The sequence below is a fragment of the Spirosoma flavus genome (assembly GCF_054778555.1).
Window position 1 is genome coordinate 1606935 of record NZ_BAAGZL010000002.1, and the last position, 26894, is coordinate 1633828.

At 50.1% G+C, this 26894-nt stretch carries 17 protein-coding genes; 13 read left to right on the plus strand and 4 right to left on the minus strand.

Annotation, left to right across the window (positions count from 1 at the left end; genetic code table 11):
- The first annotated feature begins 141 nt into the window (after positions 1-141).
- Complete coding sequence (locus tag ACYVF1_RS15575; protein WP_461080310.1) at positions 142-2586, plus strand: outer membrane beta-barrel protein; 2445 nt, start codon at positions 142-144, stop codon at positions 2584-2586.
- A 10-nt stretch (positions 2587-2596) separates the two neighbouring features.
- Here the strand turns inward: ACYVF1_RS15575 and ACYVF1_RS15580 are convergent, their stop codons facing one another.
- Together ACYVF1_RS15580 and ACYVF1_RS15585 are read right to left on the minus strand one after the other, a co-directional pair.
- Positions 2597-4117: a M20/M25/M40 family metallo-hydrolase gene (locus ACYVF1_RS15580; RefSeq protein ID WP_461080312.1), complete on the minus strand. Its 1521-nt coding sequence runs from the start codon at positions 4115-4117 to the stop codon at positions 2597-2599.
- 129 nt (positions 4118-4246) lie between these two features.
- Complete coding sequence (locus ACYVF1_RS15585) at positions 4247-5812, minus strand: serine hydrolase (RefSeq protein ID WP_461080314.1); 1566 nt, start codon at positions 5810-5812, stop codon at positions 4247-4249.
- A gap of 110 nt (positions 5813-5922) precedes the next feature.
- On the opposite strand from ACYVF1_RS15585, the gene ACYVF1_RS15590 reads away from it, so the two are divergent.
- From ACYVF1_RS15590 to dtd, 7 genes are all read left to right on the plus strand, one after another.
- Positions 5923-7410 (plus strand): M28 family peptidase, encoded by a 1488-nt coding sequence (locus ACYVF1_RS15590; protein WP_461080316.1) that lies wholly within the window; start codon positions 5923-5925, stop codon positions 7408-7410.
- A gap of 74 nt (positions 7411-7484) precedes the next feature.
- Positions 7485-8660: a serine hydrolase domain-containing protein gene (locus tag ACYVF1_RS15595; RefSeq protein ID WP_461080318.1), complete on the plus strand. Its 1176-nt coding sequence runs from the start codon at positions 7485-7487 to the stop codon at positions 8658-8660.
- A 126-nt stretch (positions 8661-8786) separates the two neighbouring features.
- Positions 8787-11576, plus strand: coding sequence for a DUF1553 domain-containing protein (locus ACYVF1_RS15600; RefSeq protein WP_461080320.1), 2790 nt, complete (start codon positions 8787-8789; stop codon positions 11574-11576).
- Between the two features lies 1 nt (position 11577).
- Entirely contained in the window at positions 11578-13086 is a 1509-nt protein-coding gene (locus ACYVF1_RS15605; RefSeq protein WP_461080322.1) for a DUF1501 domain-containing protein, read from the plus strand.
- A 191-nt stretch (positions 13087-13277) separates the two neighbouring features.
- Complete coding sequence (locus tag ACYVF1_RS15610) at positions 13278-15842, plus strand: hypothetical protein (protein WP_461080324.1); 2565 nt, start codon at positions 13278-13280, stop codon at positions 15840-15842.
- A 186-nt stretch (positions 15843-16028) separates the two neighbouring features.
- Positions 16029-17162, plus strand: a complete 1134-nt coding sequence (locus ACYVF1_RS15615; RefSeq protein ID WP_461080326.1) for a serine hydrolase domain-containing protein — start codon at positions 16029-16031, stop codon at positions 17160-17162.
- 39 nt (positions 17163-17201) lie between these two features.
- Positions 17202-17654: a D-aminoacyl-tRNA deacylase gene (dtd, locus tag ACYVF1_RS15620; RefSeq protein ID WP_461080328.1), complete on the plus strand. Its 453-nt coding sequence runs from the start codon at positions 17202-17204 to the stop codon at positions 17652-17654.
- Positions 17655-17790: 136 nt separating this feature from the next.
- Here the strand turns inward: dtd and ACYVF1_RS15625 are convergent, their stop codons facing one another.
- A complete protein-coding gene (locus tag ACYVF1_RS15625; protein WP_461080330.1) occupies positions 17791-18270 on the minus strand; it encodes a hypothetical protein in 480 nt (159 codons plus the stop codon).
- Between the two features lie 350 nt (positions 18271-18620).
- Here ACYVF1_RS15625 and ACYVF1_RS15630 point away from each other — a divergent pair, with 350 nt between their 5' ends.
- The 5 genes from ACYVF1_RS15630 to ACYVF1_RS15650 all read left to right on the plus strand — a co-directional run bounded on the left by ACYVF1_RS15630 (position 18621) and on the right by ACYVF1_RS15650 (position 26181).
- Positions 18621-19262, plus strand: a complete 642-nt coding sequence (locus ACYVF1_RS15630) for an O-methyltransferase (RefSeq protein ID WP_461080768.1) — start codon at positions 18621-18623, stop codon at positions 19260-19262.
- 42 nt (positions 19263-19304) lie between these two features.
- On the plus strand, positions 19305-21761 hold the full coding sequence (locus ACYVF1_RS15635; protein ID WP_461080332.1) for a LysM peptidoglycan-binding domain-containing protein: 2457 nt from the start codon (positions 19305-19307) through the stop codon (positions 21759-21761).
- A 160-nt stretch (positions 21762-21921) separates the two neighbouring features.
- Positions 21922-22494, plus strand: a complete 573-nt coding sequence (locus ACYVF1_RS15640) for a DUF3109 family protein (RefSeq protein WP_461080770.1) — start codon at positions 21922-21924, stop codon at positions 22492-22494.
- Entirely contained in the window at positions 22494-22829 is a 336-nt protein-coding gene (locus ACYVF1_RS15645) for an MGMT family protein (RefSeq protein WP_461080334.1), read from the plus strand. The genes ACYVF1_RS15640 and ACYVF1_RS15645 overlap by 1 nt, the downstream gene beginning before the upstream one ends.
- 574 nt (positions 22830-23403) lie before the next feature.
- Positions 23404-26181 (plus strand): T9SS type A sorting domain-containing protein, encoded by a 2778-nt coding sequence (locus tag ACYVF1_RS15650; RefSeq protein WP_461080336.1) that lies wholly within the window; start codon positions 23404-23406, stop codon positions 26179-26181.
- Positions 26182-26290: 109 nt separating this feature from the next.
- On the opposite strand, the gene ACYVF1_RS15655 is transcribed toward ACYVF1_RS15650, so the two are convergent.
- A complete protein-coding gene (locus ACYVF1_RS15655; RefSeq protein ID WP_461080338.1) occupies positions 26291-26857 on the minus strand; it encodes a precorrin-2 dehydrogenase/sirohydrochlorin ferrochelatase family protein in 567 nt (188 codons plus the stop codon).
- Positions 26858-26894: the final 37 nt, after the last annotated feature.

Sequence of the window (26894 nt, forward strand, 5' to 3'; positions counted from 1 at the left end):
ACGCTGACGAATGCATTTGTCAGCCCAAAACAACAGTCTGTCAGGCCAATACCCAGATTCGACATTATTCTTTTAGGAGCCAGCTCACGCCGTCAATCTTTACACCGAACGTAGTGAATCGGACTCTTAAAAGAATCTCCCATGCGACCTGTTTTTGTTATTTTCCTCTTTCTGATTTTACCTTTTAGCGCTTTTAATCAGACACTTACAAACCGTTTAAATGGCTCAGTCAACGATATTCAGAACGTAGCGTTACCCGGCGCAACCGTCCGGCTGCTACGTTTGGTAGACTCTACGTTGGTGGCCGGTATCCAAACTGAAGTCAATGGCAAATTTGCCTTCACAAATCTCCCAATGGATACGTATCGGATACACATAACGAGTGTCGGTAACAACGATTACTGGAGTACGCCGATAACCGTCGATGAGCAGCATCCGGCTATTGAGTTACCGGTTTTTATTGTAACTCCTTCGAAAACAATGCTAAATGAAGTTAAAGTCGTAGCGAAAAAACCGTTACTCGAACAGGATATCGATAAGACAATTGTGAACGTAGAGGCTATGATTGGCAGTGCGAGCAGTAATACGTTGGAAGTTCTCGAAAAAACACCCGGCGTCAGCGTTGACCTGAACGGGGAAATCAGCCTGAATGGCAAAGCGGGCGTGGTTGTGCTGATCGATGGTCGCCCAACGTATATGTCGGGACAGGATTTGGCTGCTTATTTAAAATCGTTACCCGGCGGCTCTCTCGACAAACTCGAATTGATGACTAATCCGCCCGCCAAATACGACGCGGCTGGTACGTCTATCATTAACATCCGTCTAAAAAGAGCTAAAATTCAGGGTTTTACGGGAGGAATTACAGCGGGCTACAACCAGGGTATTACGGGTCGGAATAACAATGCGCTGAATCTGAATTACAATCGCGGGAAAGTGAATTTGTTCGGAAGTCTCAGCTATAACAAAGACGGTAATTTCTCGAACGACATCTATGACAGAAAGTTCTATGACGCAAACAATCGTCTGACTTCGACGGTAAAACTGGATAATCGTTACACAACTACGAGCCATAGTATTGGGGCAAAACTGGGCATGGATTATGCCGCGTCGCCGAATACGGTATATGGTTTTGTTCTTAATTTTCAGCGAAGCCCAAGGCGCGAACGGCTGGACTACGTTAGTCAAAGTTTTGCGAATCGCTACGTTCCAGATTCTGTTGGAAGGGGCTCGACAGATGGTCGATTTCTGTGGACGAACAGCAGTGTGAACGGAAATTTTCAGCACAAATTCGGAAAGAGCGGCCGCGAAATCAGCGCCGATTTGAACTACATTCAATACGTAACGGAAGGAGAGCAATTCTTACAAAATCAGGTAAATACGCCAAGTGACAGCTTACTGAACAGCTATCGATTCCTCTACAAACTTCCCTCAACCATCCAGATTTATTCAGCGAAAGCGGATTACAGTCACCCTTTTTCGAAGAAAGCGAAACTGGAAACGGGCGTTAAAACGAGTTATGTCTCGAACGATAACAACGCCCAATATTTCAACCAGGCGAACGAGCGTTACGTACCGGATTACCGACGGTCGAATCATTTTCTCTATCACGAAACCATTTACGCGGCTTACATAAATGGTCGAAACGAGTGGAAACGCATAGCTGCACAAACTGGTTTACGGCTGGAAAATACCCAAATTGTCGGGCAACAACTGGGCAATTCAGAAGTAGCAGGAACGTCGTTCACAAGAAATTACACAAGTTTATTCCCGACAGTTTTTGTGAGCTACAAGCTGGACAGTACAGGTCAAAAAACATTGACAATCAGTCTATCCCGACGTATTAGCCGACCTAATTACCAATTACTTAACCCCTTTCTGGCCTTCCGCGATCAGTACTCATTCACAGCCGGAAACCCTTACTTAAAACCACAGTATCACACGCAATACGAAGTAAAATATCAGCATAAACAGATTCTGGGACTAGCCTTGCAGTATAGTCGGTTTTCGGATGTAATTTTTCAGTTGACCGAAACCGTCGGTGATACGTTTGTCATCCGTCCATCCAACATTGCAAATGGTTATATTCTGGCACTTAACACCAACGTATCGCTTTCACCCACGAAATGGTGGAACCTGAACGCCAACGTAACACTAGCTCATCTGGAGCTTCGGGGTATGGCTTTTTCTCAATCGCTGAACCCGAGTATCTACCACGCCAGACTGAATTTAATGAATCAATTACGGTTCAATCAGGGCTGGGGCGCCGAAATGATTGGCTATTTCACGTCTGGCGATTTGGCCGGGCAAACCGTTACCCGACCACGCTACCGGGTAGCCGCTGCAGTTCAGAAGAAAATTTTTCAGGACAAAGGTAGCATACGACTAACCTTCGACGATATTTTTCACTCCTGGCGAACGATCGACAGAACCGTGAGTCTGAGGCAAGCTGACGCCCTCCATACGAACGTATCAGACACCCAACGTATTGGTCTATCATTCACGTATCGATTTGGGAAAGAGACATTTGTCCGAAAACGCAATCATTCTGACAATGCCAGCGACGAGGAGAGAAATCGGGTGAATTGATACGTAGCAATTACTTCATCAGCATAATTGACGCCATAATTTCCATACCCTCCCAGAGATACTGCACCTTAACGTTCTCATTTTCGGCGTGTTGATTGTTATCATAATTGACAACCGGCACCGACACTACGTTGGCTTTCAGCACACTTTCAAATAAATACAGCGGCAAACTCCCACCCGACGAAGGCGAAATTACAATCGGTTCATCTGTGGTTGCCTGGACCGCCTTGATAACGGATTGTGCAACAGGCAAATCCAGAGGAGTGCGTTGGGCGTTGTAGCCGTGTCCCTGGGTGATTTTGATGAGTTTCGGGTACTGCTGCCGTTCGGCGTCGGTTGGGTCGTGATCGATTATCTGAAAACCCTGACCCTGAATGTGATCCCTGACTCGTCCAATCTGACGCGTTACGTCGTTTCCGCGAACGAGCCGTAAATCGAGAACGGCTTCGGCTTTGGCGGGTATTATGTTACCTGCCATCGCACCAACGTTCGCGCTCTGGATTCCGTTGATATTTAGCGTCGGACGCATGAGCAATTCCACAAATGGTGTTCCGTTTCCGTCGGGTTTTGCGATACCTAATTCCTGCTTCAGCGCAGCTTCCATGTTCGGTACGTTAGCCAGCGCCTGCTTTTCGGAAACTGAAAGGGGCACTACGTCGTCATAAAAACCCTTGATGAGTACGTTATCATCATCGTCTTTCATACTGGCCAACAATTTCACCAGTTTCATAGCTGGATTGGGTGCCCAGTTACCGTAATTTCCGCTGTGCAGAGGGCGTTTCGGCCCATAAACAGTCAGATGCATGTTCACATCGCCCCGCACCCCAAACTGCACGATACGTTTTCCCGATACGTGTCGGGGGCCATCGGCAATAATCCAGAGATCGCTGGCGAGTTTATCGCGGTGTTTTTCGAAAATCTCGCCCAGATGCGTCGAGCCAACTTCCTCTTCTCCTTCGAAGAAAAACTTCAGATTGACATTGGGCGTAATCTTACTTTTTACGAGAGCATCATACGCATTCAGAATGGTCATAACACCGGCTTTATCATCGGCACTCCCCCGCCCCGCCAGTCGCCAGTTCGGGTCGATGGCATCGCCCGATTTGTACGTTGTTACGATTTTGCCGCCCTGCTCAACCGGCAATGTAATGAAAACAGGTGTAAAGGGCTGCAACCCTTCGGCCCACTGTTTTGGGTTTACGGGCTGGCCGTCGTAATGCGCGTAAAAAATGACTGTTTTTTGAGCACCGGGCACCTTCACCTCCCCAAAAACGGCAGGGGTCGTTCCGGATTTAGCACCATCGAGCAGCACGGGTTGGAGCCCCCTTTGCTTCATCATCTGCACAATGAACGTAGCATTTTTTCGGATGTTGGCCGAATCACTCGATACGTTGGGAATGGATAAAAACTGCCGGTATTCGTCCATCAACGCGGTCTCATTCGCTTTTCGATACTCACGAACCCGCTCCGTCACCGACTGCGCATGGACCGAAACAGCACTGATTAAAAGGAGAAGTACGGTTGTTTTCATAGGGCTAATTCAGGTATATTAAGAATGTGATGACTGGCTTTGCTATGTATATAATTGGTCATGCTGAGTCAGGAAACTTCAAGATGTTTCCTGACTCAGCATGACCAATTCGCTCGTTTTATAGAGCATCTACCGTCCTGATGCAGCCTTACTCACTACGTTCGGCGTTTTGGTCAACTCCATGCCTCCGCAGATTAGTTTAATGACCTTGCCCTGCGTATCAAGGATGAAACTGACGGGGTCTTTGCCATTCCAGAACTGGTCGTACCGGAGCCGGAACGTATCGAAATGCCAGTGATCTAAATAGCCGGTTGACAGATTATTGAGTGATACGTAAAGTTTATCGTTTTTGAGCGTTACGTCAGCTTTTCCGTACAGGGGATTAGTATACGTACCAGCGTAAGCAGTCAACGGAAGCGATGGTTTTGTGTTCGTCACCCGCGTGCTGTCGATTCTTCGCTCAACTTGTTTTGCCTGCTGACGAATGCCGCCGTATAGCTGAAGCAAATCCTTACTCCAATCACGATCAATACCAAGACCACCGAACGTATCAAAAACCCGGTACATCAGCGCGTGACGTACCTCAACATGATCAAGGTTTGCCTGTACGTAAACCGCCAGTTTTTGGTCGGGAAGTTGGCCGTGGATAGCGACCGTACCTGTCAGGCTGCCCGTATGAAAATTGACGCGATGCCCCCGATAATCGTGCTGAAACCAGCCCAGGCCGTAGGTTTTCCAGACGGGCTTAGTCAGTCGCTGCGTTGGATAGAACTGGGCGTCGGTTACGAGTGTCTGCGGTTTGAACAGTTCGGCCCAGGTAGCCGGTTTGAGCAACGTTTTTCCGTTATACCGACCACTGTCGAGCATGCACTGCATCCAGGCTGCTACGTCGTCGGGACAGGTCCACACCGAACCGGCTGGACCAATGGCGTCTACTAATCCTTCTTCGGTCGGGCTATCGACTAGCCGGATGGTATCGTTCACGTCTACATGCGGTTTCGCCCGATTAGAGTCATTTACGTCCTTGAATAAAGCTTTGGTACGTTGCATGCCCAGCGGTTCGAACAGGCGTGTTCGGATAAATACGTCCCAGGGCATTCCGCTCACTTTTTCCAGTACTTTTCCGGCCGCCAGATACATGATATTCTGATAGATGAACCCCGACCGTAGCGAATACGACGGTTTTATCATCCGCATCCGACGTAGAATTTCATCCGACGGAATCTGCATGGCCGCCCACAAGACGTCGGCATTCCCAACGCCCGTATTATGAATGAGCAAATCGCGCACCCGAACCTCGCGGGTCACCGCAGGATCGTAAAACAGGAAATCGGGCAGATAATTAACCACGGGATCGTCCCAACGCAGTTTTCCTTCATCGACAAGCATTCCCAGACAGGCGGCCGTCATGGCTTTGGTTGTCGATGCCATCGCAAAAAGTGTCTGTGTATCAACACTTTCAGCTTTATCAGATACCCCAGGACGTAGTGCGCGAACGCCATAGCCTTTCTTAAACAGCACCTTACCGTCTTTTACGACCGTAATGGTTAACCCCGGCACGTGCCAGTCGCGTACGGCCTGTTGCACATACGTATCAAAGCTGGCAATGGCGTCGGGTTGTTTTTTGGTGGATTGGCCGTACAGAAACTGACACGTAGTGGTGAGGATGGCCCAGAATGTAATGATTTTTTTCATGGCAGGTTGATGGTTGCCCTAAGATAAGGTTTTATCGGCTTGCCAAAACGCGAATCTGAGCGTCTCTGTGTAGATTTGTCTTAATCCTCTATTGTCTTTCTAATACAACCATGTTTTATCGGAATCAACAAACATTCTGGCGAGTTGCGGCTATTGTCCTGCTGGCCTTTTACGTTCCTCGGTACAGTTGGGCGCAGTCGAAAGCCAACGCTGTAGCAGCCATCACCGAAAGCGACATCAAGCGCGACCTTTTTGCGCTGGCTGGCGATCATTTTCGGGGCCGCGAAGGTGGTTCACTCGATGAATTAAAAGCCTCGGTCTGGATTGCCGATCAGCTACGCGCGATGGGGCTGCAACCGGCCGGCGACGATGGTACGTTCTTTCAGTTTTTTCACATTCAGCGCACCCGTATCACTGAAACCAGCCGCCTGAACATCGGTTCGCACCAGCTCACGCATGGTCAGGATGCGTTTATTCTGGCTCCGGCCATTGCGTCGGTCGATGCTCCATTGGTGTTTGTGGGAAAAGGCACACCCGACGAATTGGCAAAAGTCGATATTAAAGGAAAAGCTGTTGCGCTGGAATTTTCCGGAACGCCACCGGCCGAGTTAAGCTACCGGCGTTTTTTAACGGGAACGATGAACCGCCGGGCAGCTGAGTTAGTAAAAGCCGGAGCATTGGCCGTAATCTGGGTGTCAAATAGTGAAGCACAGTTCTATTTCGACCGCTGGACAACCGGTCTGGAACGGGGCCGCTATGATTTACCCGGCGGAACGAACACCCGCGTGTTTTCGCAGGCCCCAACAGTCTGGCTACCTTCCAGCGCACTTGACTGGATAAAGCAGCCTAATCAGCAGTTTACCAACGTAGTGAACGTCGAAAGTTTCAACTATCCATCCGTGAACATCGTCGCCAAAGTGCCGGGAACCGATCCTATACTCAAAAACGAGTATGTTTTATTTAGCACCCACCAGGATCACGACGGCGTTCGGAGAGCCGTTGCCGGCGATTCAATTTGGAACGGTGCCGACGATAACGCCAGTGGCTGCGTAGCGACGATGGCTATCGGGCGAGCTTTCGTCAAAAAACCGGGCAAACGGTCGGCGTTGTTTGTTTTTCACGGAGCCGAAGAGCGAGGCTTGTTGGGTTCGCGGTACTACGTCGAAAAGCCGACGGTACCCCGTTCGTCTATCGTGGCCGTGCTGAATGCTGAGATGATTGGCCGTAATGCCGCCGACAGCGCCTGTATTCTGGGTCAGCAGCCACCGCATCGCAACTCGACGGATTTAGTAAATGCGGCCTTGGCGGTAAACCAGTCAGAATCGCATTTCAAACTCGATACACTCTGGGATAAACCCGACCATCCCGAAGGCTGGTATTTCCGGTCGGATCACCTCCCCTACGCCCGCCAAAACATACCGGCCATTGCGTTCACCAGCCTGCTCCACCCCGATTACCACACCCCCAAAGACGAGCCGGAACGTATCAATACAGCGAAAGTGACACGTATCGCCAAGTGGATTTACCTCACGGGCTGGGACGTAGCGAACCGTCCGCAACGTGTGAGGTTAGACAAAGATTTTAAACTGGAGCGATAACTCGGTTCCCAAAGGTGGTGTTCGGCGCTCATATCTGACACCACAGAACAATTAACTCACCCATCAACGCTCAAATGAAACTACAACCAATACGTATCCTCTTTTTTCACCTACTGGCGCTTGCCTTTTTCACCGCATGCCATCGTCCTCCAGCCAAAGAAACAACGTACTTTCCGGCGAAGGGTGATAATTGGGAACACCGCACTCCGGCTCAGGTTGGTATGGACGCCAACTTGCTCGAACAGGCGGTTGCTTTTGCCAAGACGCAGGAAACCAAGCAGATGCCGCCCGACTTTTCAACTCAGGAGGAAATTTTCGGTAAACTACTCGGTCCCATGCCAACGAGCCGGGCGGCTACCAACGGCATTGTTCTGCGTCACGGCTATATTGTAGCCGAATGGGGCGAAACCCAACGTCCTGACCCAACCTATAGCGTGGCGAAAAGTGTCTTATCGACCGTTGTGGGTATCTCGCACGAACGCGGATTGATTCCTGACATTCACGAGCCAGTTGCCAAACTGATTCACGATGGCGGTTATGATTCGGAGCAAAACCGGAACATCACGTGGGAGCACCACCTCCAGCAATCCAGCGAATGGGAAGGTTCGTTGTGGGGTAAAAATAGCGACTTCGTTGGGAAAGAAGCGTTTGGCCGTGGGGAGCGTAAACCCCGTACGCTCCAAAAACCCGGTACGTTCTATGAGTATAACGACGTGCGTATCAACCGGATGGCGCTTTCGCTGCTACGTCTCTGGAAAAAGCCTATCCCCGACGTAGTGCGCGACGAGATCATGAACCCAATTGGCGCATCGGATACTTGGCGCTACGTTACGTACCCAAACGCAGTAGCCGACATTGGCGGAAAACAGATGCCCTCGGTTAGTGGTGGCACGCGTTGGGGCGGTGGTCTCTGGATAAACACCCGCGACGAAGCTCGGTTTGGCTACCTGTTTCTGCGGCAGGGTCGGTGGGGGAACAAGCAGATTGTTTCGTCGGATTGGGTGAAACAGGCTACAAAGCCTAGCCCATACGGCCCGGATTATGGGTATTTGTGGTGGCTCAATACGGGCACCAGTTCTACTGGTAAGAAAGCCTGGCCAGATGCTCCAACCACAAGTTATGCCGCCATCGGCGCGGGTTCCAATATTATCTGGGTTGACCCGGAGCATGACATCGTGATTGTCTGGCGGTGGCACGACGGTAACCCTAATGAGTTGATAAAGCGGGTGCTGGCAGCGGTGAAGCAGTAAACGTCTGGGCCAAGCTGGAACGCCAGCCCGGTGGAACGCCAGCCCGGTGGAACGGCTTGGCCCCAGACGTTTACAAGTAGACTAATCCACTAATCTGCTTAGGTTAATACGTATTCTCTTCGGCATATGCATACCAGAGTCATCGTATTTAGTGGGGCAATTATCGGCGTGGGTTTGCTGCTTTCGTCGTTCCTGGGTTTGTTCGAGGAACGTGTCGACTTCAATACGCAGGTAAAACCGATTCTGAATAAGAACTGCATTGCCTGTCACGGAGGAGTCAAAAAGGCGAGCGGTTTTTCGGTATTGTTTCGCCACGAAGCGCTGGCTCCGGCAAAATCGGGCAAACCCGCCATCATCCCCGGCGATGCGGATGCCAGCGAAATGATACGTCGGTTGACACTCACCGATCATGAGGAACGGATGCCGCTGGAAGCTGACCCGCTTAAGCCGGAAGACATTGACATACTTCGTAAATGGATTGATCAGGGTGCCGAGTGGGGCGATCACTGGGCTTACACCCGCATCGAAAAACCGGAAGTACCCAAAATCGGTACGTTCTGGAGTCGTTTAGGAATCGCTGAGCATCAGGAACAGAATTGGGCAAAGAATGAAATCGATCATTTTATTCTGGAGAAAGTTCGCGAACACGATCTCAAACCATCACCCGAAGCGAATAAAGCCACTCTTATCCGCCGACTTTCTCTTGATTTAACTGGCATCCCCCCTACTGAAAAGGAGGTTGCCGATTTCATGAATGATACGTCGCCGAATGCCTACGAGAACGTAGTGAACCGGCTTCTTGCCTCGCCAGCCTATGGTGAACGCTGGACGTCGCTCTGGCTCGATCTGGCCCGTTACGCTGATTCAAAAGGGTACGAAAAAGATGCCCAACGAAGCCTCTGGCGGTACCGCGACTGGGTTATCAACGCGTTCAATCAGGACAAACCCTACGACCAGTTTACAGTCGAACAATTAGCCGGTGATTTGCTTCCCAGGCGCACCGAAGACCAGTTGATCGCAACGGGTTTTCACCGCAACACCATGACCAACGACGAAGGCGGTACGCAGGACGAAGAGTTCCGTACGGCCGCCCTCATTGACCGGGTCAATACAACCTGGGATGTTTTTCAGGGTACTACGTTTGCCTGTGTACAATGCCATAGCCACCCATACGACCCATTTACGCACGACGAATACTATAAATACCTCGCTTTTTTCAACAACACCCGCGACGAAGACGTAGAGAATGACACGCCTAAACTCCGGTTTTTTAAAGGCACAGATTCAGTGAACGTAGCGGAGTTGAAAACGTGGGTGCAATCGCACGCTTCGCAACCGCAGCAGGTGCAGGACTGGATGAATTTTGTTCGATTGAACGAGCCAAAAATCAATTCGCACGACTTCGATCAATATGTCAATTCATCACTTCTTGGCGCGCAGTATTACGGCTTTTACCACGGTGGTTCGTCACGTATCAAAAGTGTAAATCTCACCGGCATGAACCGGCTGGTCATGGCCATCGGGACAAAATCGGACAGTGCTACGTTGACGCTACGTCAGGACAGTCCGACAGGAAAACCGTTCCTGACGCTGCCCGTTCCGAAAACCGGCAGCCCCTGGAACGACTCAATTATGGTGCTGGCTCTACCAAAACTAGCAGGTCGGCATGATCTTTACGTAACGCTCGACAATCCGACAAAGCCGCAGGACTGGACCATGATCAAGTGGCTGTCGTTCAGGCCCGCTTTACCCGGTACACCTGCTACGTCACTGGCAGATGCCGACCAGAAACTTCAAACCATTCTGAATGGCAATCCCGAAACTACGCTTGTTCTTTTGGAAGGATCAGGCCGTTTTGCCCGTAAAACGCACGTTTTTGAGCGGGGAAATTGGCTGGTCAAAGGGAAAGTTGTGGAGCCGGACGTACCAAAATCACTACCCGCCTTCGCAACGCATACAGATGGAAATGACCGGCCCCGGAATCGGTTGGGCCTTGCGCAATGGATGGTTAGTCGCGAAAACCCGCTCACGGCCCGGGTAGCTGTCAATCGCTTGTGGGAGCAACTATTCGGCACAGGTCTGGTTGAAACGGTTGAAGATTTAGGTACGCAAGGCATTCCGCCCACGCATCGGGAGTTGCTGGATTATCTGGCCGCCGAGTTTATGGAAACGGATCAGTGGTCAGTAAAACGCCTGTTGAAACGCATGGTCATGTCGGCCACGTATCAGCAACGGTCGAATGTTTCAGCCGACGTATTGGCCAAAGATCCGTTCAATCGCTGGCTGGCACGGGGGCCCCGCGTGCGGCTCACGAGCGAGCAGGTTCGCGATCAGGCTCTGGCGGTCAGCGGGTTACTGAGCCACAAAATGTTTGGCCCAAGCGTAATGCCCGCTCAACCCGATGGCATCTGGCAATCGCCTTATAATGGGGAGAGCTGGAAGTTGAGCGATGGCCAGGATAAGTACCGTCGGGCTTTGTACACGCACTGGAAACGTACCGCCCCCTATCCATCGATGCTTACCTTCGATAGCCCGAGCCGCGAATTTTGTCAGATACGCCGGATACGTACCAACACCCCGTTGCAAGCGCTCGTTACGTTGAATGATCCGGTTTTTGTGGAGTCGGCGCAGGCGTTGGCGGCTGCGATGCAGCAACAGGGCAAAACCGCCGAGCAACAGATTCAGGCGGGTTTCCGGCAGGTGACACTACGTAACCCAAATCCGAACAAACTGGCGGTGTTGCTACGTTTATATAAGCAGTCCGAAACGTATTACAAACAACATCCAGCCGATGCGCAGACGTTTATGGGTTGTTTTGGTCCTAATGATACGCCTAGAACAACCCCCGAACTGGCGGCACTGACCGTAACGGCCAATACGATACTGAATCTGGATGAGGTGATTACGAAAGAGTGATATGAAAAAACTCCTTGAAGAACTCCAAGAAGCGGCTCTGCAACGCGAAACCCGGCGGCATTTTCTGCATACCTGCTCAACGGGTTTGGGCGCTATGGCGATGAGTACCGTACTCGGTAGCTGCGGTTTTTTTGGCGAATCGGAGAAGAAAGACGTGGCAAACACTACGTTGCCGGGTACCAGTGAAGGGGAACCGATGGATGTTCGGACGGCGCAGTTTGCGGGGAAGGCTAAACGGGTGATTTACATTCATATGGCTGGCTCACCTTCGCAGTTGGAGCTGTTCGATTACAAGCCCGAATTGCAGAAATACGACGGAAAAGATTGCCCGCAATCGCTGCTCGAAGGGAAGAAATTCGCGTTTATTCGCGGAGTTCCCAAGATGCTTGGCCCACAGGCCAAATTTGCTCAGCGGGGACAATCGGGTGCTTGGATTTCGGATTATTTACCGCACCTGCATCGGGTGGCTGATGAAATTACGTTCCTGAAGGCCATGCATACCGATCAGTTCAACCACGCTCCGGCGCAGTTGCTGATGCATACTGGTTCGGCTCGGTTGGGTCGGCCCAGTATCGGCTCGTGGGTGACGTATGGATTGGGTTCTGAAAACGATAATTTGCCAGGGTATATCGTACTAGCATCTGGCGGCAAACAACCTGACGCTGGCAAATCAGTGTGGGGAAGCGGCTTTTTACCGTCTGTTTATCAGGGCGTTCAATGCCGCACCGACGGCGACCCGGTTCTTTACGTATCGGACCCTGCCGGAATGCCCCGCGACATTCGGAAAGGAACCATCGACGCCATCTCCGAAATCAATCGCCAGCAATACGACGAAGTCAAAGATCCGGAAGTGCTTACTCGAATTGCTCAATACGAACTAGCCTTTCGAATGCAGATGTCGGTGCCCGACGCGATGGATATCAAAGGTGAGCCCCAATACATGCTCGATATGTACGGCGTTGATCCGAACAAAGGCTCATTTGCCCGTAACTGTTTGTTAGCCCGGCGGTTGGTGGAACGTGGCGTTCGATTTGTCCAATTATTCGACTGGGGTTGGGATGCCCACGGCACCGATACCAGTACCGCTCTCAATCTCGGTTTCCACGATAAATGCCGCCAGTCGGACCAAGCTGTGTCTGCTCTACTGACCGATTTAAAACAACGCGGTTTGCTCGAAGATACGTTGGTGGTTTGGGGTGGCGAGTTTGGTCGGACGCCGATGCAGGAAAATCGCGATGGACAAAATCTTCCTTTCAAAGGCCGCGATCACCATCTGGATGCGTTTACGGTCTGGATGGCGGGTGGTGGTGTTAAACGCGGTTTCTCGTTCGGCGAAACCGACGACATTGGCTATTACGGCGTGAAAGATAAAGTACACGTCCACGATTTACAGGCCACAATTCTGCATCTGCTGGGCTTTAATCACGAAAAATTCACGTATCAGTTTCAGGGCCGTCCTTTCCGCCTGACCGACGTAGCAGGAAAAGTAATTAAGCCTATTCTGGCGTAGCTCATGTAGCCTGGACGTCCACTCCCGGACTATATAATTATCAAAAAGCCAGACCGCTACGTTGGTCTGGCTTTTTGATTTTACAATCGGCCCAACGTAGCACAAGCAATCTTTTTTTCGCTATTGACTTACCTTTTCTTTCCTTCTCCGATATACGCTCGAAGTCTGTTACCACAATTACTACGTAGCGTATGAAACCTATTTACAAACGTTCACATAGTCTCCAATGGCTATATCTATTATGGGCCTTTTTTTTCTCGTTGCCCCTGAAAGCGCAAATAGACGCACCGCCTGCACTTCAGTGGCAACAAGTCATTAAAGGCAATGGACTTACATTCTTGGAAGATCTGTTCGTGGCGCAGGGCAGCGACGGGGGTTATGGCGTACTTCACAATCAGGGGTTAACTTATCTGAGTCCGTCAGGAGAGATTCGGCTACAGGTCGCTCTCCACGAAAACAAACAAGATTCACTCGTAAGGCGGACAGGAATAGTACCGACGGATGATGGAGGTTTTGTGGTACTGGGCAATAGCAGCTCGGAATTGTTAATGATCCGAAAAGACCGTGCTGGAAGAACCGTATGGAAACTGCCCTTAACTAACTCTCGGAGTTTGGCAGTACTTCCCTATCAGAATAACAACTACCTTGTTTTTACGAGCTACTACCAGGGAAACCTCTTTAAAAGATTGGCCCTGTTTGTTGTATCTGCCGACGGCCGATTGTTACAAAGCAAAGATGTAGTCAGTGATACTTATTTCAGAGATACCTACGATATCTCCTTTCAAAAAGTAGTCAGAACCCGCTCATCCTATGATTATAATTATTGGATCATCGGCGACTGTTCGTATAATCAGAAGTCTCGTGGGCTGATGGTTAAACTTGATGAGATAGGTAATTTACTCTCGGCGAGCGTTCGTTTTGATATAAGCTGGTTTATCGATGCTACGCCAAACCCCTACGAAAATGGCACAATGCTCGCGTTAGCGTCAATAAATACGGCCTCTCCTGGCGTTCATCCCTTTAAAACTCAGGATGGTGCGTTTATTCAAATGAGTTCGTATGCATTGAATTATCCGAATGAGGCATACGCAAAAATTGCCAGTGATGGCTCAGGCCAGCCACACTATGCGCTCCTTGAAGTTGGTACCCAAAATCGAAATGATTTTCAGTTGAGGGGATTCAATCAGCAGGGTAATGTACTCTGGACCAAAACGCTGGGAGGTTCAGGCAATGATACCCCCAGCCGAATTCTGACCACCAGCGATGGGTACTTACTTCTTGGGACTACTAGTTCCACGGATGGTGACGTCAAAGGGAAGCAGGATATCTGGGTGGTCAAATTACAAAAAACGGCCAATCCGCTGACTCCGTTAGCGCCAATCTATAGCTGCCAGACGGGTAACATTTTCTTCAAAACCAGCGGGGGCGATGGTTCGCCAATTACATTCCAGGCACCGGGCGTCCGGCGCGATTCGCCGACCAACAACTTTGGCGTTGTGGCCGATAGTCTCCGCAACGACCCCAACGTAATTCCCATCACAGCTACTCAAAACGCCATCAGTGTTACGTATAACTTTGACTTAAAAGCAGCCTGCACGAACGTATCAACGCCACAGTCTCCCCGACTACGTGAGCCTATTCCAGATCAGACGTTGGTGGCAGGTGTATCGACAGGATCAGGATTAGGTATTGATATAGGCAACTACTTCACCGATCCAAACACCGGACCCGGTTACAAATCAAGATGGGAGTTTACCACCAGCGATTTACCGCCGGGCCTCAAACTTTTCACCCTGCCCGTCTTTACAGAAAACTCTCCCTATGCCTATATCAACGGTTTACCAACTACGCCGGGAACATACCCTGTGGCCATCAAAGCCAGTACTGGTATTCTGCGAAACAGTCCTGTGGTGGCTCATTTTACGATTAGAGTCTTACCGAATCTGGAAACCAAGCTACTAGTCCTAACTCAACCTTATTACTCTTGTCAGTCGGGTTATATTGCCTTCAACACGCTTGGTGGCGATGGTTCGGACATTACTTTTAGAGCGCCTGGAGTTACCCGTGACGGAACATCCAGTAGAACCGGCGTAGTTGAGCAAGAACTTCGTAACGATCCTAAGCCCATCGCCATTACTGCTACTCAAAGTGGGAAAACTGCTACATATGTTTTCGACTTCGGCGCTTTTTGCAAAAGTACACAACCACCAATTCCACCTACGTCCAGCGTACTAACGTTACTGGCTCCTACCTATGATTGCAATACCGGGGCTTTCCGGTTCAATACCAGCGGAGGAGACGGTAGTTCAATCGATTATTTTGCCCCTGGCATAACCGGCTGGACTACCAACCCCAATCAGTTTGTCGATAAAGACAGCCGCATAGCCAATGATGTTCAGCCCTTTACGTTAACGGCCCGTCAGAATGGCAAAACCGTTACGTACGTTTGGAACCTGAAAACAGCCTGCAACCGGGCAAGAGCCGGTGTAGACGAGGTGGGTACAGGTTTAGATGTACGTGTATTGGGAAATCCTGTCGAAGGCAAGACCGTTGATATCGAAATCGGTGGCGTAGTGGGTAAAACCGTCCATCTACAACTCGCCGACAGCCGGGGACAGCTCGTCTATAAGTCTACGATTCAACAAGCCGACGTAGTACAGCACGTTAGTATACCCGTTGATCATATAATAGGTATCCTCTTGTTGCAGGTGAGTACCGATCAAGCTTACAAAAAACTAAAAATAGTAAAACGATAACACATAGGGGATTTCAATAGGAAAACCAGACTGTTTTACGGTCTGGTTTTTTCTTGGTTTCGAGCTGCCGGTACTGATTTCTTTTGCTTCTTACGATATATATCAAGTTCAAAGTTGAATACGTAATTTTAGGGCTGCACAATACTGATATACCAATCACTTCACTACGTTCTTTCCTAAAACTTGATGACATCAAATCTTCTCTTACACCCACAAACGCTACGTAGCGTTCGGCAATCACTACGTCTGTTTGCGCTGGTTTACGTCCTACTGCTCACGCACAACGTAGCAGCTCAATCACTCAAATCGGTTTCGGTTGATAGTATCGGCGCAATTGTTCAGAAGCATATGAACGCCAAACATATTCCGGGCGTTTCGATTGCGGTTGTTCAAAAGGGGAACGTAGTGCTGGCCAAGGGCTACGGTCTGGCGAATGCAGAGTTGAACGTAGCGGCTACTCCGCAGAGTGTTTATGCGATTGGCTCAGTCAGCAAGCAACTGATTGCCAGTGGCATTTTAATTCTGGCGCAGGAAGGCAAACTGAAACTGGATGACGAAATTCACCAATACTATCCCAAAGCTCCGCAAACCTGGCAGGGCATTACGCTACGTCATTTAATGTCGCATACGTCTGGCCTAATTCGGGAATCCCCAGCATTTGATGGCACCGAGATAAAACCCGATTCGGCATTGGTAGAAGCCGCCTTTCCGCTTCCGTTAGTGTTTCCGGTTGGCACCAAATGGCAATACTGCAATGTCGGTTATTTTGCGCTAGCCGATATTATCCGCAAAGTTTCGGGGAAATCCTGGCCTACATTCATGAAAGAGCGCGTTTTTACTCCGCTGGATATGAAGGCAACCCGAACCACTACGTTAACAGAGGTTATTCCAAATCGGGCCGATGGTTATACTTGGGAAAAAGACCATCGGCACCGGGCAATTTCTTACCGGGCGCTACGTCCGAGTGGTGCTTTTTTATCGACAGTGCTGGACCTCGCCAAATGGGATGCCGCTTTGTATACCGACAAAATCCTGACCCAAGCGAGTCGCAAACAAATGTGGACGCCCTTTGTCCTGACCGATGGAAAACCTCATCCCTATGGTTTTGGCTGGTATATTGATTCATTACAGGGTATTCCGCGCGTTCACCACGGTGGCTCACTACCCGGATTTCGGTCGGAGTACGCTCGTTTCCCAGATTCTGGTTTATCGGTTATTGTCCTGACGAATGCAGATGAAGCGCTGCCGGGAGTTATCGCGCAGGAAATCGCTACGTTGTATCTGCGTCCGGCGCGATCAAAAGTGGTGCGTGGTCGATAGAATACGTAGTGGTTTTTGTTTACTTTTTTATTCCCAATTATGATTGCTGTTATTCAGCGCGTTACGCAAGCTTCGGTACGTATTGACAACCAAATTAAAGGCCAGATTGAGGCAGGTTTTTTAATCCTACTTGGCATTACCCATACCGATACGCGAGAAGATATTGACTGGCTTAGTCGGAAAATCGTTGGCCTTCGCATTTTCAGTGACGACGAAGGGAAAATGAACCTCGACCTGGCAGCTATCGATGGCAATATTCTGCTAATCAGTCAGTTTACGCTCCACGCCAGCACCAAAAAAGGAAACCGGCCCAGCTTTATCGAAGCCGCCCGTCCCGACGTAGCGATTCCCCTCTACGAAACCATGATTGCTCAATTGTCGGCTGAATTAGGCAAACCGATTCAAACCGGTACGTTCGGTGCCGATATGAAAGTATCGCTGCTCAACGATGGCCCCGTTACGATCATCATCGACTCTAAAAATCGCATCTGATTGATAAGGATTTGGAATTTAGTCCGGTTGCTATTTTGTAGGTTTCTCAGATGAGTAGCTTACTACAAATTATGTGCAGAAAATAAACCCAGAAGCGAGCCAGGTTTGACGTACTTTTCGCTTCTGGGTTTATTAACTAATTGGTCTTGCTGAACTCCGCCGATACACGACCCAGTTGGTAGCCGGGAGGCAAAAATACATAGGAAGCCCAGTTCGGCGAGGTAGCCGGGGCAACGGGAGGGGCAATCACCAACTCGCTTCCCAACTGATTATTGGGTTGAGTAGGGTTCGTTTCCAGGGTCAAATAGTAGCCTTGTGGCTTGGTAAGCACATAAACTTTGGCATAGGTGGTATCTCTGGCGGGCGAATAAAAGCCGTTGGCAGGAGCTTGCACCTTAACTCGTACGGTGTCGGCCGAAACTCGTTCGATCCGAAATGTTATCGTTTTCCCATTGATGGGATAAGGCTTTACGTCAGGAATACGGACTAGATCTGCCGTGTAGGTACCCGCTATTACTGTGGCCGCGTCGGGGGCTACTACCGGCTGAACATTTGGAGCATCATGTTTGCAGGCCGTGCATAGGCCGATTCCCAGAATTACAAGTTGCTTTTTCATGTCGTTAAGTGGTTAGACAATTGCAAATACCTCAAAAATGTTCTATAATTCTTTTGTATAAGACTATTGTTAGTCTAAGTTAGACAGATTTAGCAAGATTATCTTCCGCATTGGCTAATATATTACAGCCGTGATAGCTCCCCGAAGAGGATTTACAATTAATTGCAGCCTTATAATTTTACCTCCTGAGTTGACATAGAACTAGCATAAGTATGCGCTTCAGACCATTTTTACGTACTAGATGCGCTTTTTCGACGTTCGTTTTCTAAAAACTCATTAATTTTACCTAAACCAGCCCATTTGTTACTACGTTGACTTACCCAGGTGAGGACGTAGCAATGGTCCGCCGAATGGATTTTTTGCCCTCCGACATAGCTACGTATGCAGAAGCCCACACCTCGCCCGAAGGTGAGCTGCTACGTCGGCTCAATCGCAATACACACGCGCACGTAATGGCTCCCCGAATGCTGTCAGGGCATTTACAGGGGCGATTATTGGCTATGCTGTCGCAGATGATACGTCCCCGACGCATTCTCGAAATTGGTACGTATACCGGCTACTCCGCCCTTTGCCTGGCTGAAGGCCTGACCGACGATGGGTTGCTGATTACTATTGACCAGAACGAAGAACTCGAATCGTTTGCCCGTTCTTACTGGCAGCAGTCTCCCTGGGGCAATAAGATTGATTTTCGCATTGGCTCAGCTTCCGACATAATACCTACCCTCAGCGATACCTTCGATCTGGTGTTTATCGACGCCGACAAACGAAATTATCCGCTGTACTTTGATTTGATTTTCAACAAATTACGTACTGGCGGTTTTATATTGGCCGACAACGTATTATGGAGTGGCAAGGTTGTTGAGAGAGTAAAACAATCGGATCTCGACACCCAATCCGTATTAGCGTTTAACCAACTGATTCAGAACGACCCGCGTGTAGAAAATGTGCTGTTGCCCGTTCGAGACGGGATTATGATGATCCGCAAACGTTGATGTTCAACTGACCCCAAAACAGACCGCCGAAGCGGTATACACATGAAAAAAATTACGTATCCCCTAACCCTTTTCTACGTACTAGTCAGCTTGCTGGCGTCGGCCCAAACACCGGTGCCGACCGTGCCCGAACAGCTTTCCTTTGCTGATATTTCGGTCAGGCTCGACCCCGACGCCCGACGTATCATTCAGCAGGATGTTAACGCCCTGCTGGCCAATCGGCAGTACTGGACTGCCAAACTCGACCGGGTTGTGCTTTATTTTCCCATGATCGAGTCGATTTTCATTGACGAAGACGTACCGACCGATTTCAAATACCTGGCCGTACAGGAGAGTTCGCTCACACCCGATGCCGTATCCTCCTCATCAGCCGTTGGTTACTGGCAGTTCAAGCGCGAAACCGCGATGGATTACGGAATGCGGGTTGACGACCAGATTGATGAGCGAAAAAACATCACAAGTTCGTCGCGGGGAGCGGCTAAGTACCTGAAAAAGAGCAACGCGCAGTTCAACAACTGGGTAGCTTCTCTGTATTCGTATTACCTCGGCGCGGGTGGCATTGCCAAATTGATTCCGCCCGACTGGTCATACGCCCGCGAAATTGCCCTCGACGGACGTACCGACCGCTACATACTACGTTTCTTCGCCCATAAAGTAGCCATTGAAAACGCGCTTCAGACGCACCAGACCAGCAATCGTTTCGCCTTGATTGAATACCCAAACGGGGGCGGCAAAAGTATGAAGGCCATTGCGGAAGAGCTTGACGTTGACGAGTTTGAGCTTCGGAAATACAATCGCTGGGTAATTGGTGAAAGCCTCCCAACCGACAAGCCTTACATCATGGCAGTGCCCGTAGCCAGCAATCAAATCAACGATGTTCGGCAAAAAATTGTAAACGTAGGCTCGAAGAAGACCCCGGATTTTGTGCAGAACGACGTTGGTTTTCCGGTACTACGTCGGGTTACAACTGGGTTGAGCAGCAAAAACGATCCGGTTCTTTACGAAATCAACGGATTGCCGGGCATTCAGGCACAGGCTGGCGATAATGCCGCTTCGTTGTCGCGGAAGGCAAAAATCAGTCTGTCAAGTTTCCTTCGTTACAACGACATGAGCGAAAAAGACCCCGTTATTGTCAACGATGTGTATTACCTCGCCAAGAAACGCAAGAAGGCGCTCGTCCCCTTCCACACGGTTCGCGACGGCGAAACCTCTCGTAGTATTTCGCAGCGCTACGGAATCCGGCTGAAAAAGCTGATGCGCTACAACCGTTTAGATCGCGTACAAAAACTGCTGACAGGCCGTGTGATGTGGCTCCGCGAACGACGCCCGGCCAATAAACCCGTTGAAGTTATCAACGCGCCAGCACCGCCAGTTTACGATCAGACACCAACACCAAGCCGTCAGGAAGTGGCCTCGATGAGCCCGTCGGCAGGCACAGCCCGTGCAGTAAGTGGCAGCAGCAACGTACCCAAAAACGCTTCGGAACGGAAGTTGTATCAACCAAAGTTAGTCGGTGGCGGTGTTACGCCCAGCGATGGAACGTCGGAACCCGCTTCGGCTCCACCCCGTACGGAGCCGCAACGCCCGTCCATTCAGCCGACCAGTACCCCCGCATCTACCAATCGCCCGGCCCCAACGACTAGCAGTCCGACAGATGCCGATGGCTCACAGCGGGTAGTCATTGTCCGGACACCAGATGCTACACAACCCGTTAAAGAAGTTCCGGTAGCGACAACGCCCGAGCGCGACAAAACGGCGGAAACACCTGTAACGGCTACACCAAAACCAAAAGCGACAGATGTAACGGCTACTACACAGCGCTCTAAACCGAACGTATCAGATTCGGATATGGGTCGTCCTGAATTGGGTCGCCCTGAACAGGGTAAGTATGAAGGCCCCCGCGAGCAGCAGGCTGATGGTTCGCTAACCGCCGTTACCAAAACGCCTTCACGGTCGACCAACGCTGACGTAGCAAAAAACGACACCCGGCCTGTAACTCCAGAACGTACTGTTCCTGAACGCACTACGCCCGCTAAAATCGAACGTACTGCCCCTGAAACGAAACCCGTTACTTCGGCACCCATCACCCCGGCAGCTACCCGTCCGGCTCCCACACCCACAACAACGGGCAGCGGTAAAAGTGCTACCGGAACGCACACCGTTGAAGCTGGTCAGACGTATTACAGCATCTCCAAACTTTATGGCCTCACTGTCGATCAACTGATGGCGATGAATAATTTAACGAATAACGACGTACTGGAAGTAGGCCAGCAATTGCTCGTGAAAGCCAGCCCGGCACGTAGCACTCAGGCATCGGCGCCAGCCAGCACCGCTACGTCGACAACCGGCGGTTCGGTAACGTATCACACAGTGGCCAAAGGCGAAACCATGTTCCGGCTTACCCAAATCTACGGTGTAACGGCTGAGCAGATTCAGTCGTGGAACAACATGACCGACAACAACGTGAAATTGGGTCAGAAGATCAAGATTGTGAAGTAGATCTATTGATAGACGTGCGTCAGATTAAAGCATCTGACGCCACATGGCTATCTGTCACTACGTATCAACCGAAAAAGCCATCCTGTTTACCGGGGTGGCTTTTTCAATGATTGACTTTTCTCTTCGCCAAATTTGGAGAACGATACGTATCTTTACGTATATGATTCTCCTGGATAATACCTGTATCAGCGACGATGTTGCTGAAAAGTTTTTCGTTTGCAATCTCGACAAATGCAAGGGCGCCTGCTGTGTGGAAGGCGATATGGGCGCTCCGCTCGAACCCGACGAATCGGCCATTCTCGACCGAATTTACCCTGACATCAAACCTTACCTTTCGCCCGAAGGCATCAACGTTATTGAACAGCGTGGTGGTCATGAGCCCGATGGTTTTGGCGGTTCGGTTACGACAACTGTAGGCGGACGCGAGTGTGTCTATGCCATCTGGGACGAGCGAGGCATTCTGAAATGCGGAATTGAAGAAGCTTATAACGATGGTAAGGTCGACTGGAAAAAACCGATTTCGTGCCACCTCTACCCTATTCGGGTAACCAAATACGAAGCCTACCACGCCCTCAACTATGACCGCTGGCCCATCTGCAACCCGGCCTGTGGTTTTGGCGAGCAGTTGAATGTACCCATCTACAAATTCGTTCGCGAAGCTCTGATCCGTGCCTACGGCGAAGAATGGTACAATCGTCTGTCGCAGGCTATCGAAGAGAAAAGCACTACGTAATGGCCGAACAGCGCGATTATTTCGAGGAGGTCTACGAAGTAGTACGTCTGGTGCCGCGGGGGCGGGTTACTACGTATGGCACCATTGCTCGTTACCTCAGTCTTCGGGCGGGCGCACGCATGGTGGGCTGGGCCATGAACGGCTGCCACAACCGCCCCGACGTACCGGCCCATCGAGTTGTTAACAGTGTAGGCGTTTTATCAGGTAAACACTTTTTTGGAGAGCCAAACGTCATGCAGCGGTTGCTTGAAAATGAAGGTGTTCAGGTTGAAAACGACAAGGTCGTCGATTTCAAAACGGTATTCTGGGACCCCTCTATTGAATTAGCTTTATAACAATATTCCTTACCAATTACTGCTGATCCTTTCTTTCGAAAGGATCATTTTATTTATAACTGGAACTCCTCTCTACAATACCACTTCTTCCGGTTCTTATGAAGGCACAAAGGTTAGCCGTACGTAGTTCCGCTATTTGGCTATGAATTTTCGGGTATGTATACAGCTAAATAGCTGGCTTCACTCTGGGTTGCAACAGCCGCCTGTCAAACGCCTTTTGGTTAACTTATACCACCGTCACAAGTATACTTTTTTGATTATTTATACACTAAATATCCATACAGGAGAATATATCTCCAAACAAGATACCTATATGTTCATTTGAGTAGAGTTTTTGTCCGATTTGGTAGAGTCTGTTGGCTGGCAAAATCTGAGTTTTGCCCTGCCTTAGTTCACAAGGTCTCCCTAATAAACTTATCAACTCGTTCAAAAAATGTCTTATGAAACAATCAATCCATTCACCGACTCCCGCCAGAATATTTTGCGCTTTTTATCACCAGTATCCACTCTTACTGTCAATTCGCTGACCAGTCTAGTTGTCTGAACTTACCAATATCTACTCCCGTATTTTGTTATGCAAACACCTTTATCTCTTCACAATATCCGACCAATTTATTCGCGATTCGTACTGATCGCCCTTGTTTTGGTCGTTAGTCTACACAGTCAGGTCTGGGCCCAGCTCTCCTACAGCTCCGTACCGCTGACGGCCTCCAGCTTCAACGCCGATGTGGTGGCCAACGGCTCGGCCGCGAACCCGCCCACCGCTTCTACAACTGCCGACATCGATAACGCGGGCTACTTCCTCTTCGCCCAGGACTACTATACCTCAAGCATCCAGCACACCTCCGGCCTGCCCAACAACGGGCTGATTCCAAATGCGATTGCTGGCTATTCGTCTCTGACGTACCAACTGGCCTCTTACAATGGTAACAACTCGCTACGTTTGGCTGGTACCAACAACGGCACCGTTACGTTTGTTACGCCACAGGCAGCTTCGGAGGTATACGTACTAGGTGCCAGCGGCAGCCTTGCCTCAACGGTAGATATGATCGTAAACTACTCCGACGGAACCTCCACCAGCTTTACAGGCAAAGTTTACAAGGACTGGCAAGCCTCATCAGCGAGCACAGATGTATTTGGGGCCACAGGCCGCAGCAACGTGGCTACACCTCTGCCATCGCCTTATACAGCTAATGGCTCGGCGCCCTATCTTGAGCAGGTGAAGCTGACGATTCCAGCCGAAAAGCTGAACAACCCTATTGTGAGCATCACGTTTAACAAAGTATCAACACAGGGGTTCCTCAATGTTATGGCGGTAAGTGTTGGCGTGGTGCCGCCTACCTACACCTCCGTACCACTAACAGCCACGAGTTTTAACTCCGATGTGGTAGCTAACGGCTCGGCCGCGAACCCGCCCACCGCTTCTACAACCGCCGACATCGATAACGCGGGCTATTATTTTATATCCCAGGATTATTATACCGCAAGCATCCAGCACACCTCGGGCCTGCCCGATAACGGATTGATTTCTAACTCGATTGCGGGTTATTCGTCTCTGACGTACCAACTGGCCTCTTACAATGGTAACAACTCATTACGTTTGGCTGGTACTAACAACGGCACCGTTACGTTTGCGACACCACACATAGCCTCGGAGGTGTTTGTGCTGGGCACCAGCGGCAGCCTGGCTTCAACAGTAGACATGGTCGTAAATTACTCCGACGGCACCTCTACTACCTTCCCAAACCAAACGTATCAGGACTGGCTTATGTCATCGTCGAGCACAAATGTATTTGGGGCTACAAGCCGAGGCAGCGTCGCTACACCCGTGTCATTCCCGTATACAGCTGCTGGCAGCAACCCCTATCTTAATCAGGTGAGACTGACGATTCCAGCCAACAAGCTGAGCACGCCCATTGTGAGCATCACGTTTAATAAAGTTTCGACACAGGGCTTTCTCAATATCATGGCCGTAAGTGTTAATGGGACGCCAATCTGTGTGGCTTCGGCTCCAACGCTGACAGCCAGCGCTCAGGTATCCAATCAGTCTATTTCTGTCACGGCTACCGGTTGCGCCGGAACAATAAACTGGGCACCGACAGGCGGCACCGGACAGGCTAACGGGACTATTTACACCTTTTCTCAGCCCGGTTCATACTCTCTGTCAGCCACATGCACACAGGGTAGCTGCACCAGCCCGGCTTCAAACACGGTCGCTCTGCAAATATTACCAGCCAGCTTTGCCATTACGTCGGTCAACATGATTCAATGCCAGCAGGTTAATACTAGCCGAGGTCAATATCTGGTTCGATTCAACCCGCTTTATTCAGGGGCTAATGCCAATCCGATTAGCTTCTCGGTTGTTAATGAGATGGTTACCACCCTCAATTCAGGGCCCTATACGTTAACTCTCTTCAACGATAACCCCAGCATTACACTGGTAGCAAATCAGCCTGGCAACGGCGAAACCCGGTATAGCTACAACTGGTTGGCTTCCTGTCAGACGGGCACCAGCCCCAACCAGACACCGACTACGTCGGGCATCCCGAATCAGAATCTGACGCAGAATCAGCCTTATCAGCTCAATCTGACCACTTATTTCTCTGATCCTGACGGTCAGCCGCTTACGTTCACGGCACAGGGTTTACCCGCAGGTTTAAGCCTGACTGGTTCGCTCATCAGCGGTACGCCCAGCACCACTGGTGTTTCTGCGGTCAGCATCACGGCGCTGGACCCCGGCGGACTTAGCGTGAGCACCAACTTCCAGCTTTCGATTAGTGCAGCCCCGGTTACTCCTCCTTCGGGTTTCGCGATCAGTGGAGTCAGTGCGGTTTCCTGCCAATTGCTTATTCCTAACCGATATCGGGTCACGTTTAATCCTCAGTACGTAGGTCGTGATGCAAGCCAGCCTTTCAGTTTCTCTGTTCAGAACGAACTGACGCCCACTAGTCAGCCCGGCCCTTACAGCCTGGATTTATACACCGACAATCCAACAATTCGTCTGGTAGCTAGTCAGGGAGCATCGGTAAGCCAGTATTCATATTCCTGGCTAAGTGGATGCGCTACGCCATTACGTCAGGGGGCAAGTGAACCCGGTACAGGTTTGCAGGTACGCGTGCTGGGTAATCCCGTAGCAGGTAACACGTTCGACGTAGAGGTTCAGGGAGCCGAAGCGCAACCGCTCATGCTGCGATTGGTAAATATGCAGGGGCAGTTGATTAGTACTAAAAATCTGGAACAGGCAACGAATCAGGAGCGTATTCGCCTGGAGGTAGGCTCAACGCATGGATTGCTGCTACTTCAGGTCAATACGCCTACCCAACAACGCCAGCTCAAAGTGCTAAAACGATAATACGTTCAGCGTTACCAAGTGCACTCTGATACAATACAGAATCGCCCGAAGGTTTGCTACGTTCGGGCGATTCTTAAAAAACAGGAAGATTAACAACGTAATAGGTTTGTCAACGTAACACTTTCGTAATCTCGTTCAGCTTTTCCATTTTCTGCACAAAGTCGCCTTTAAGCTGGTTACGGATGGCGGTCAGATTGTCGAGTGTTTCTTGCAGGCTATCGGGTAAAATATCTTCCAGCACTTCCCGGAACCGTTTGGCGAAAGTTGGTGATTTGCCGTTGGTCGAAACAGCGATTTTCAGATCACCTTTTTTCACGACCGAGCTCAGGTAAAAATCGCATAAATCAGGCGTATCTGCTACGTTGACCAGAATGCGATTTCGTTTGCAGTCGGCCTGTACCTGCCGATTCACAGCTTTATCGTTAGTGCCGACAATTACCAGGTCTTTGTCTGATAAATAAATTTCGTGGTATGGCTCCTGGATCAGTTCCAGTTTTGGAAACTGAGTAGCCAGCTCCTGAATTTCGCTACGTATGTCGGGGGCCACCAACGTAATACGTGCTTCAGGCGAATTGCCCAGCAGTGCCGTCAGTTTTTCGAGGCCAACGTAGCCACCACCAACAATTAGCGTATGCAGATTTTCGGCCTTAACGAAAATGGGAAACAGAGTATTCATGACAGTTGAAAGTCAATGCTGGTCTGAGTTGTTTGAT

What these genes read in the sequence shown, in the direction of transcription:
- ACYVF1_RS15635 (WP_461080332.1), top strand. Translation starts at nt 19,305, where the DNA reads ATGAAAAAAATTACGTATCCCCTAACCCTTTTCTACGTACTAGTCAGC.
- ACYVF1_RS15615 (WP_461080326.1), top strand. Translation starts at nt 16,029, where the DNA reads ATGACATCAAATCTTCTCTTACACCCACAAACGCTACGTAGCGTTCGG.
- dtd (WP_461080328.1), top strand. Translation starts at nt 17,202, where the DNA reads ATGATTGCTGTTATTCAGCGCGTTACGCAAGCTTCGGTACGTATTGAC.
- ACYVF1_RS15590 (WP_461080316.1), top strand. Translation starts at nt 5,923, where the DNA reads ATGTTTTATCGGAATCAACAAACATTCTGGCGAGTTGCGGCTATTGTC.
- ACYVF1_RS15655 (WP_461080338.1), bottom strand. Translation starts at nt 26,857, where the DNA reads ATGAATACTCTGTTTCCCATTTTCGTTAAGGCCGAAAATCTGCATACG.
- ACYVF1_RS15645 (WP_461080334.1), top strand. Translation starts at nt 22,494, where the DNA reads ATGGCCGAACAGCGCGATTATTTCGAGGAGGTCTACGAAGTAGTACGT.
- ACYVF1_RS15650 (WP_461080336.1), top strand. Translation starts at nt 23,404, where the DNA reads ATGCAAACACCTTTATCTCTTCACAATATCCGACCAATTTATTCGCGA.
- ACYVF1_RS15575 (WP_461080310.1), top strand. Translation starts at nt 142, where the DNA reads ATGCGACCTGTTTTTGTTATTTTCCTCTTTCTGATTTTACCTTTTAGC.
- ACYVF1_RS15605 (WP_461080322.1), top strand. Translation starts at nt 11,578, where the DNA reads ATGAAAAAACTCCTTGAAGAACTCCAAGAAGCGGCTCTGCAACGCGAA.
- ACYVF1_RS15595 (WP_461080318.1), top strand. Translation starts at nt 7,485, where the DNA reads ATGAAACTACAACCAATACGTATCCTCTTTTTTCACCTACTGGCGCTT.
- ACYVF1_RS15630 (WP_461080768.1), top strand. Translation starts at nt 18,621, where the DNA reads ATGGATTTTTTGCCCTCCGACATAGCTACGTATGCAGAAGCCCACACC.
- ACYVF1_RS15580 (WP_461080312.1), bottom strand. Translation starts at nt 4,117, where the DNA reads ATGAAAACAACCGTACTTCTCCTTTTAATCAGTGCTGTTTCGGTCCAT.
- ACYVF1_RS15610 (WP_461080324.1), top strand. Translation starts at nt 13,278, where the DNA reads ATGAAACCTATTTACAAACGTTCACATAGTCTCCAATGGCTATATCTA.
- ACYVF1_RS15600 (WP_461080320.1), top strand. Translation starts at nt 8,787, where the DNA reads ATGCATACCAGAGTCATCGTATTTAGTGGGGCAATTATCGGCGTGGGT.
- ACYVF1_RS15585 (WP_461080314.1), bottom strand. Translation starts at nt 5,812, where the DNA reads ATGAAAAAAATCATTACATTCTGGGCCATCCTCACCACTACGTGTCAG.
- ACYVF1_RS15640 (WP_461080770.1), top strand. Translation starts at nt 21,922, where the DNA reads ATGATTCTCCTGGATAATACCTGTATCAGCGACGATGTTGCTGAAAAG.
- ACYVF1_RS15625 (WP_461080330.1), bottom strand. Translation starts at nt 18,270, where the DNA reads ATGAAAAAGCAACTTGTAATTCTGGGAATCGGCCTATGCACGGCCTGC.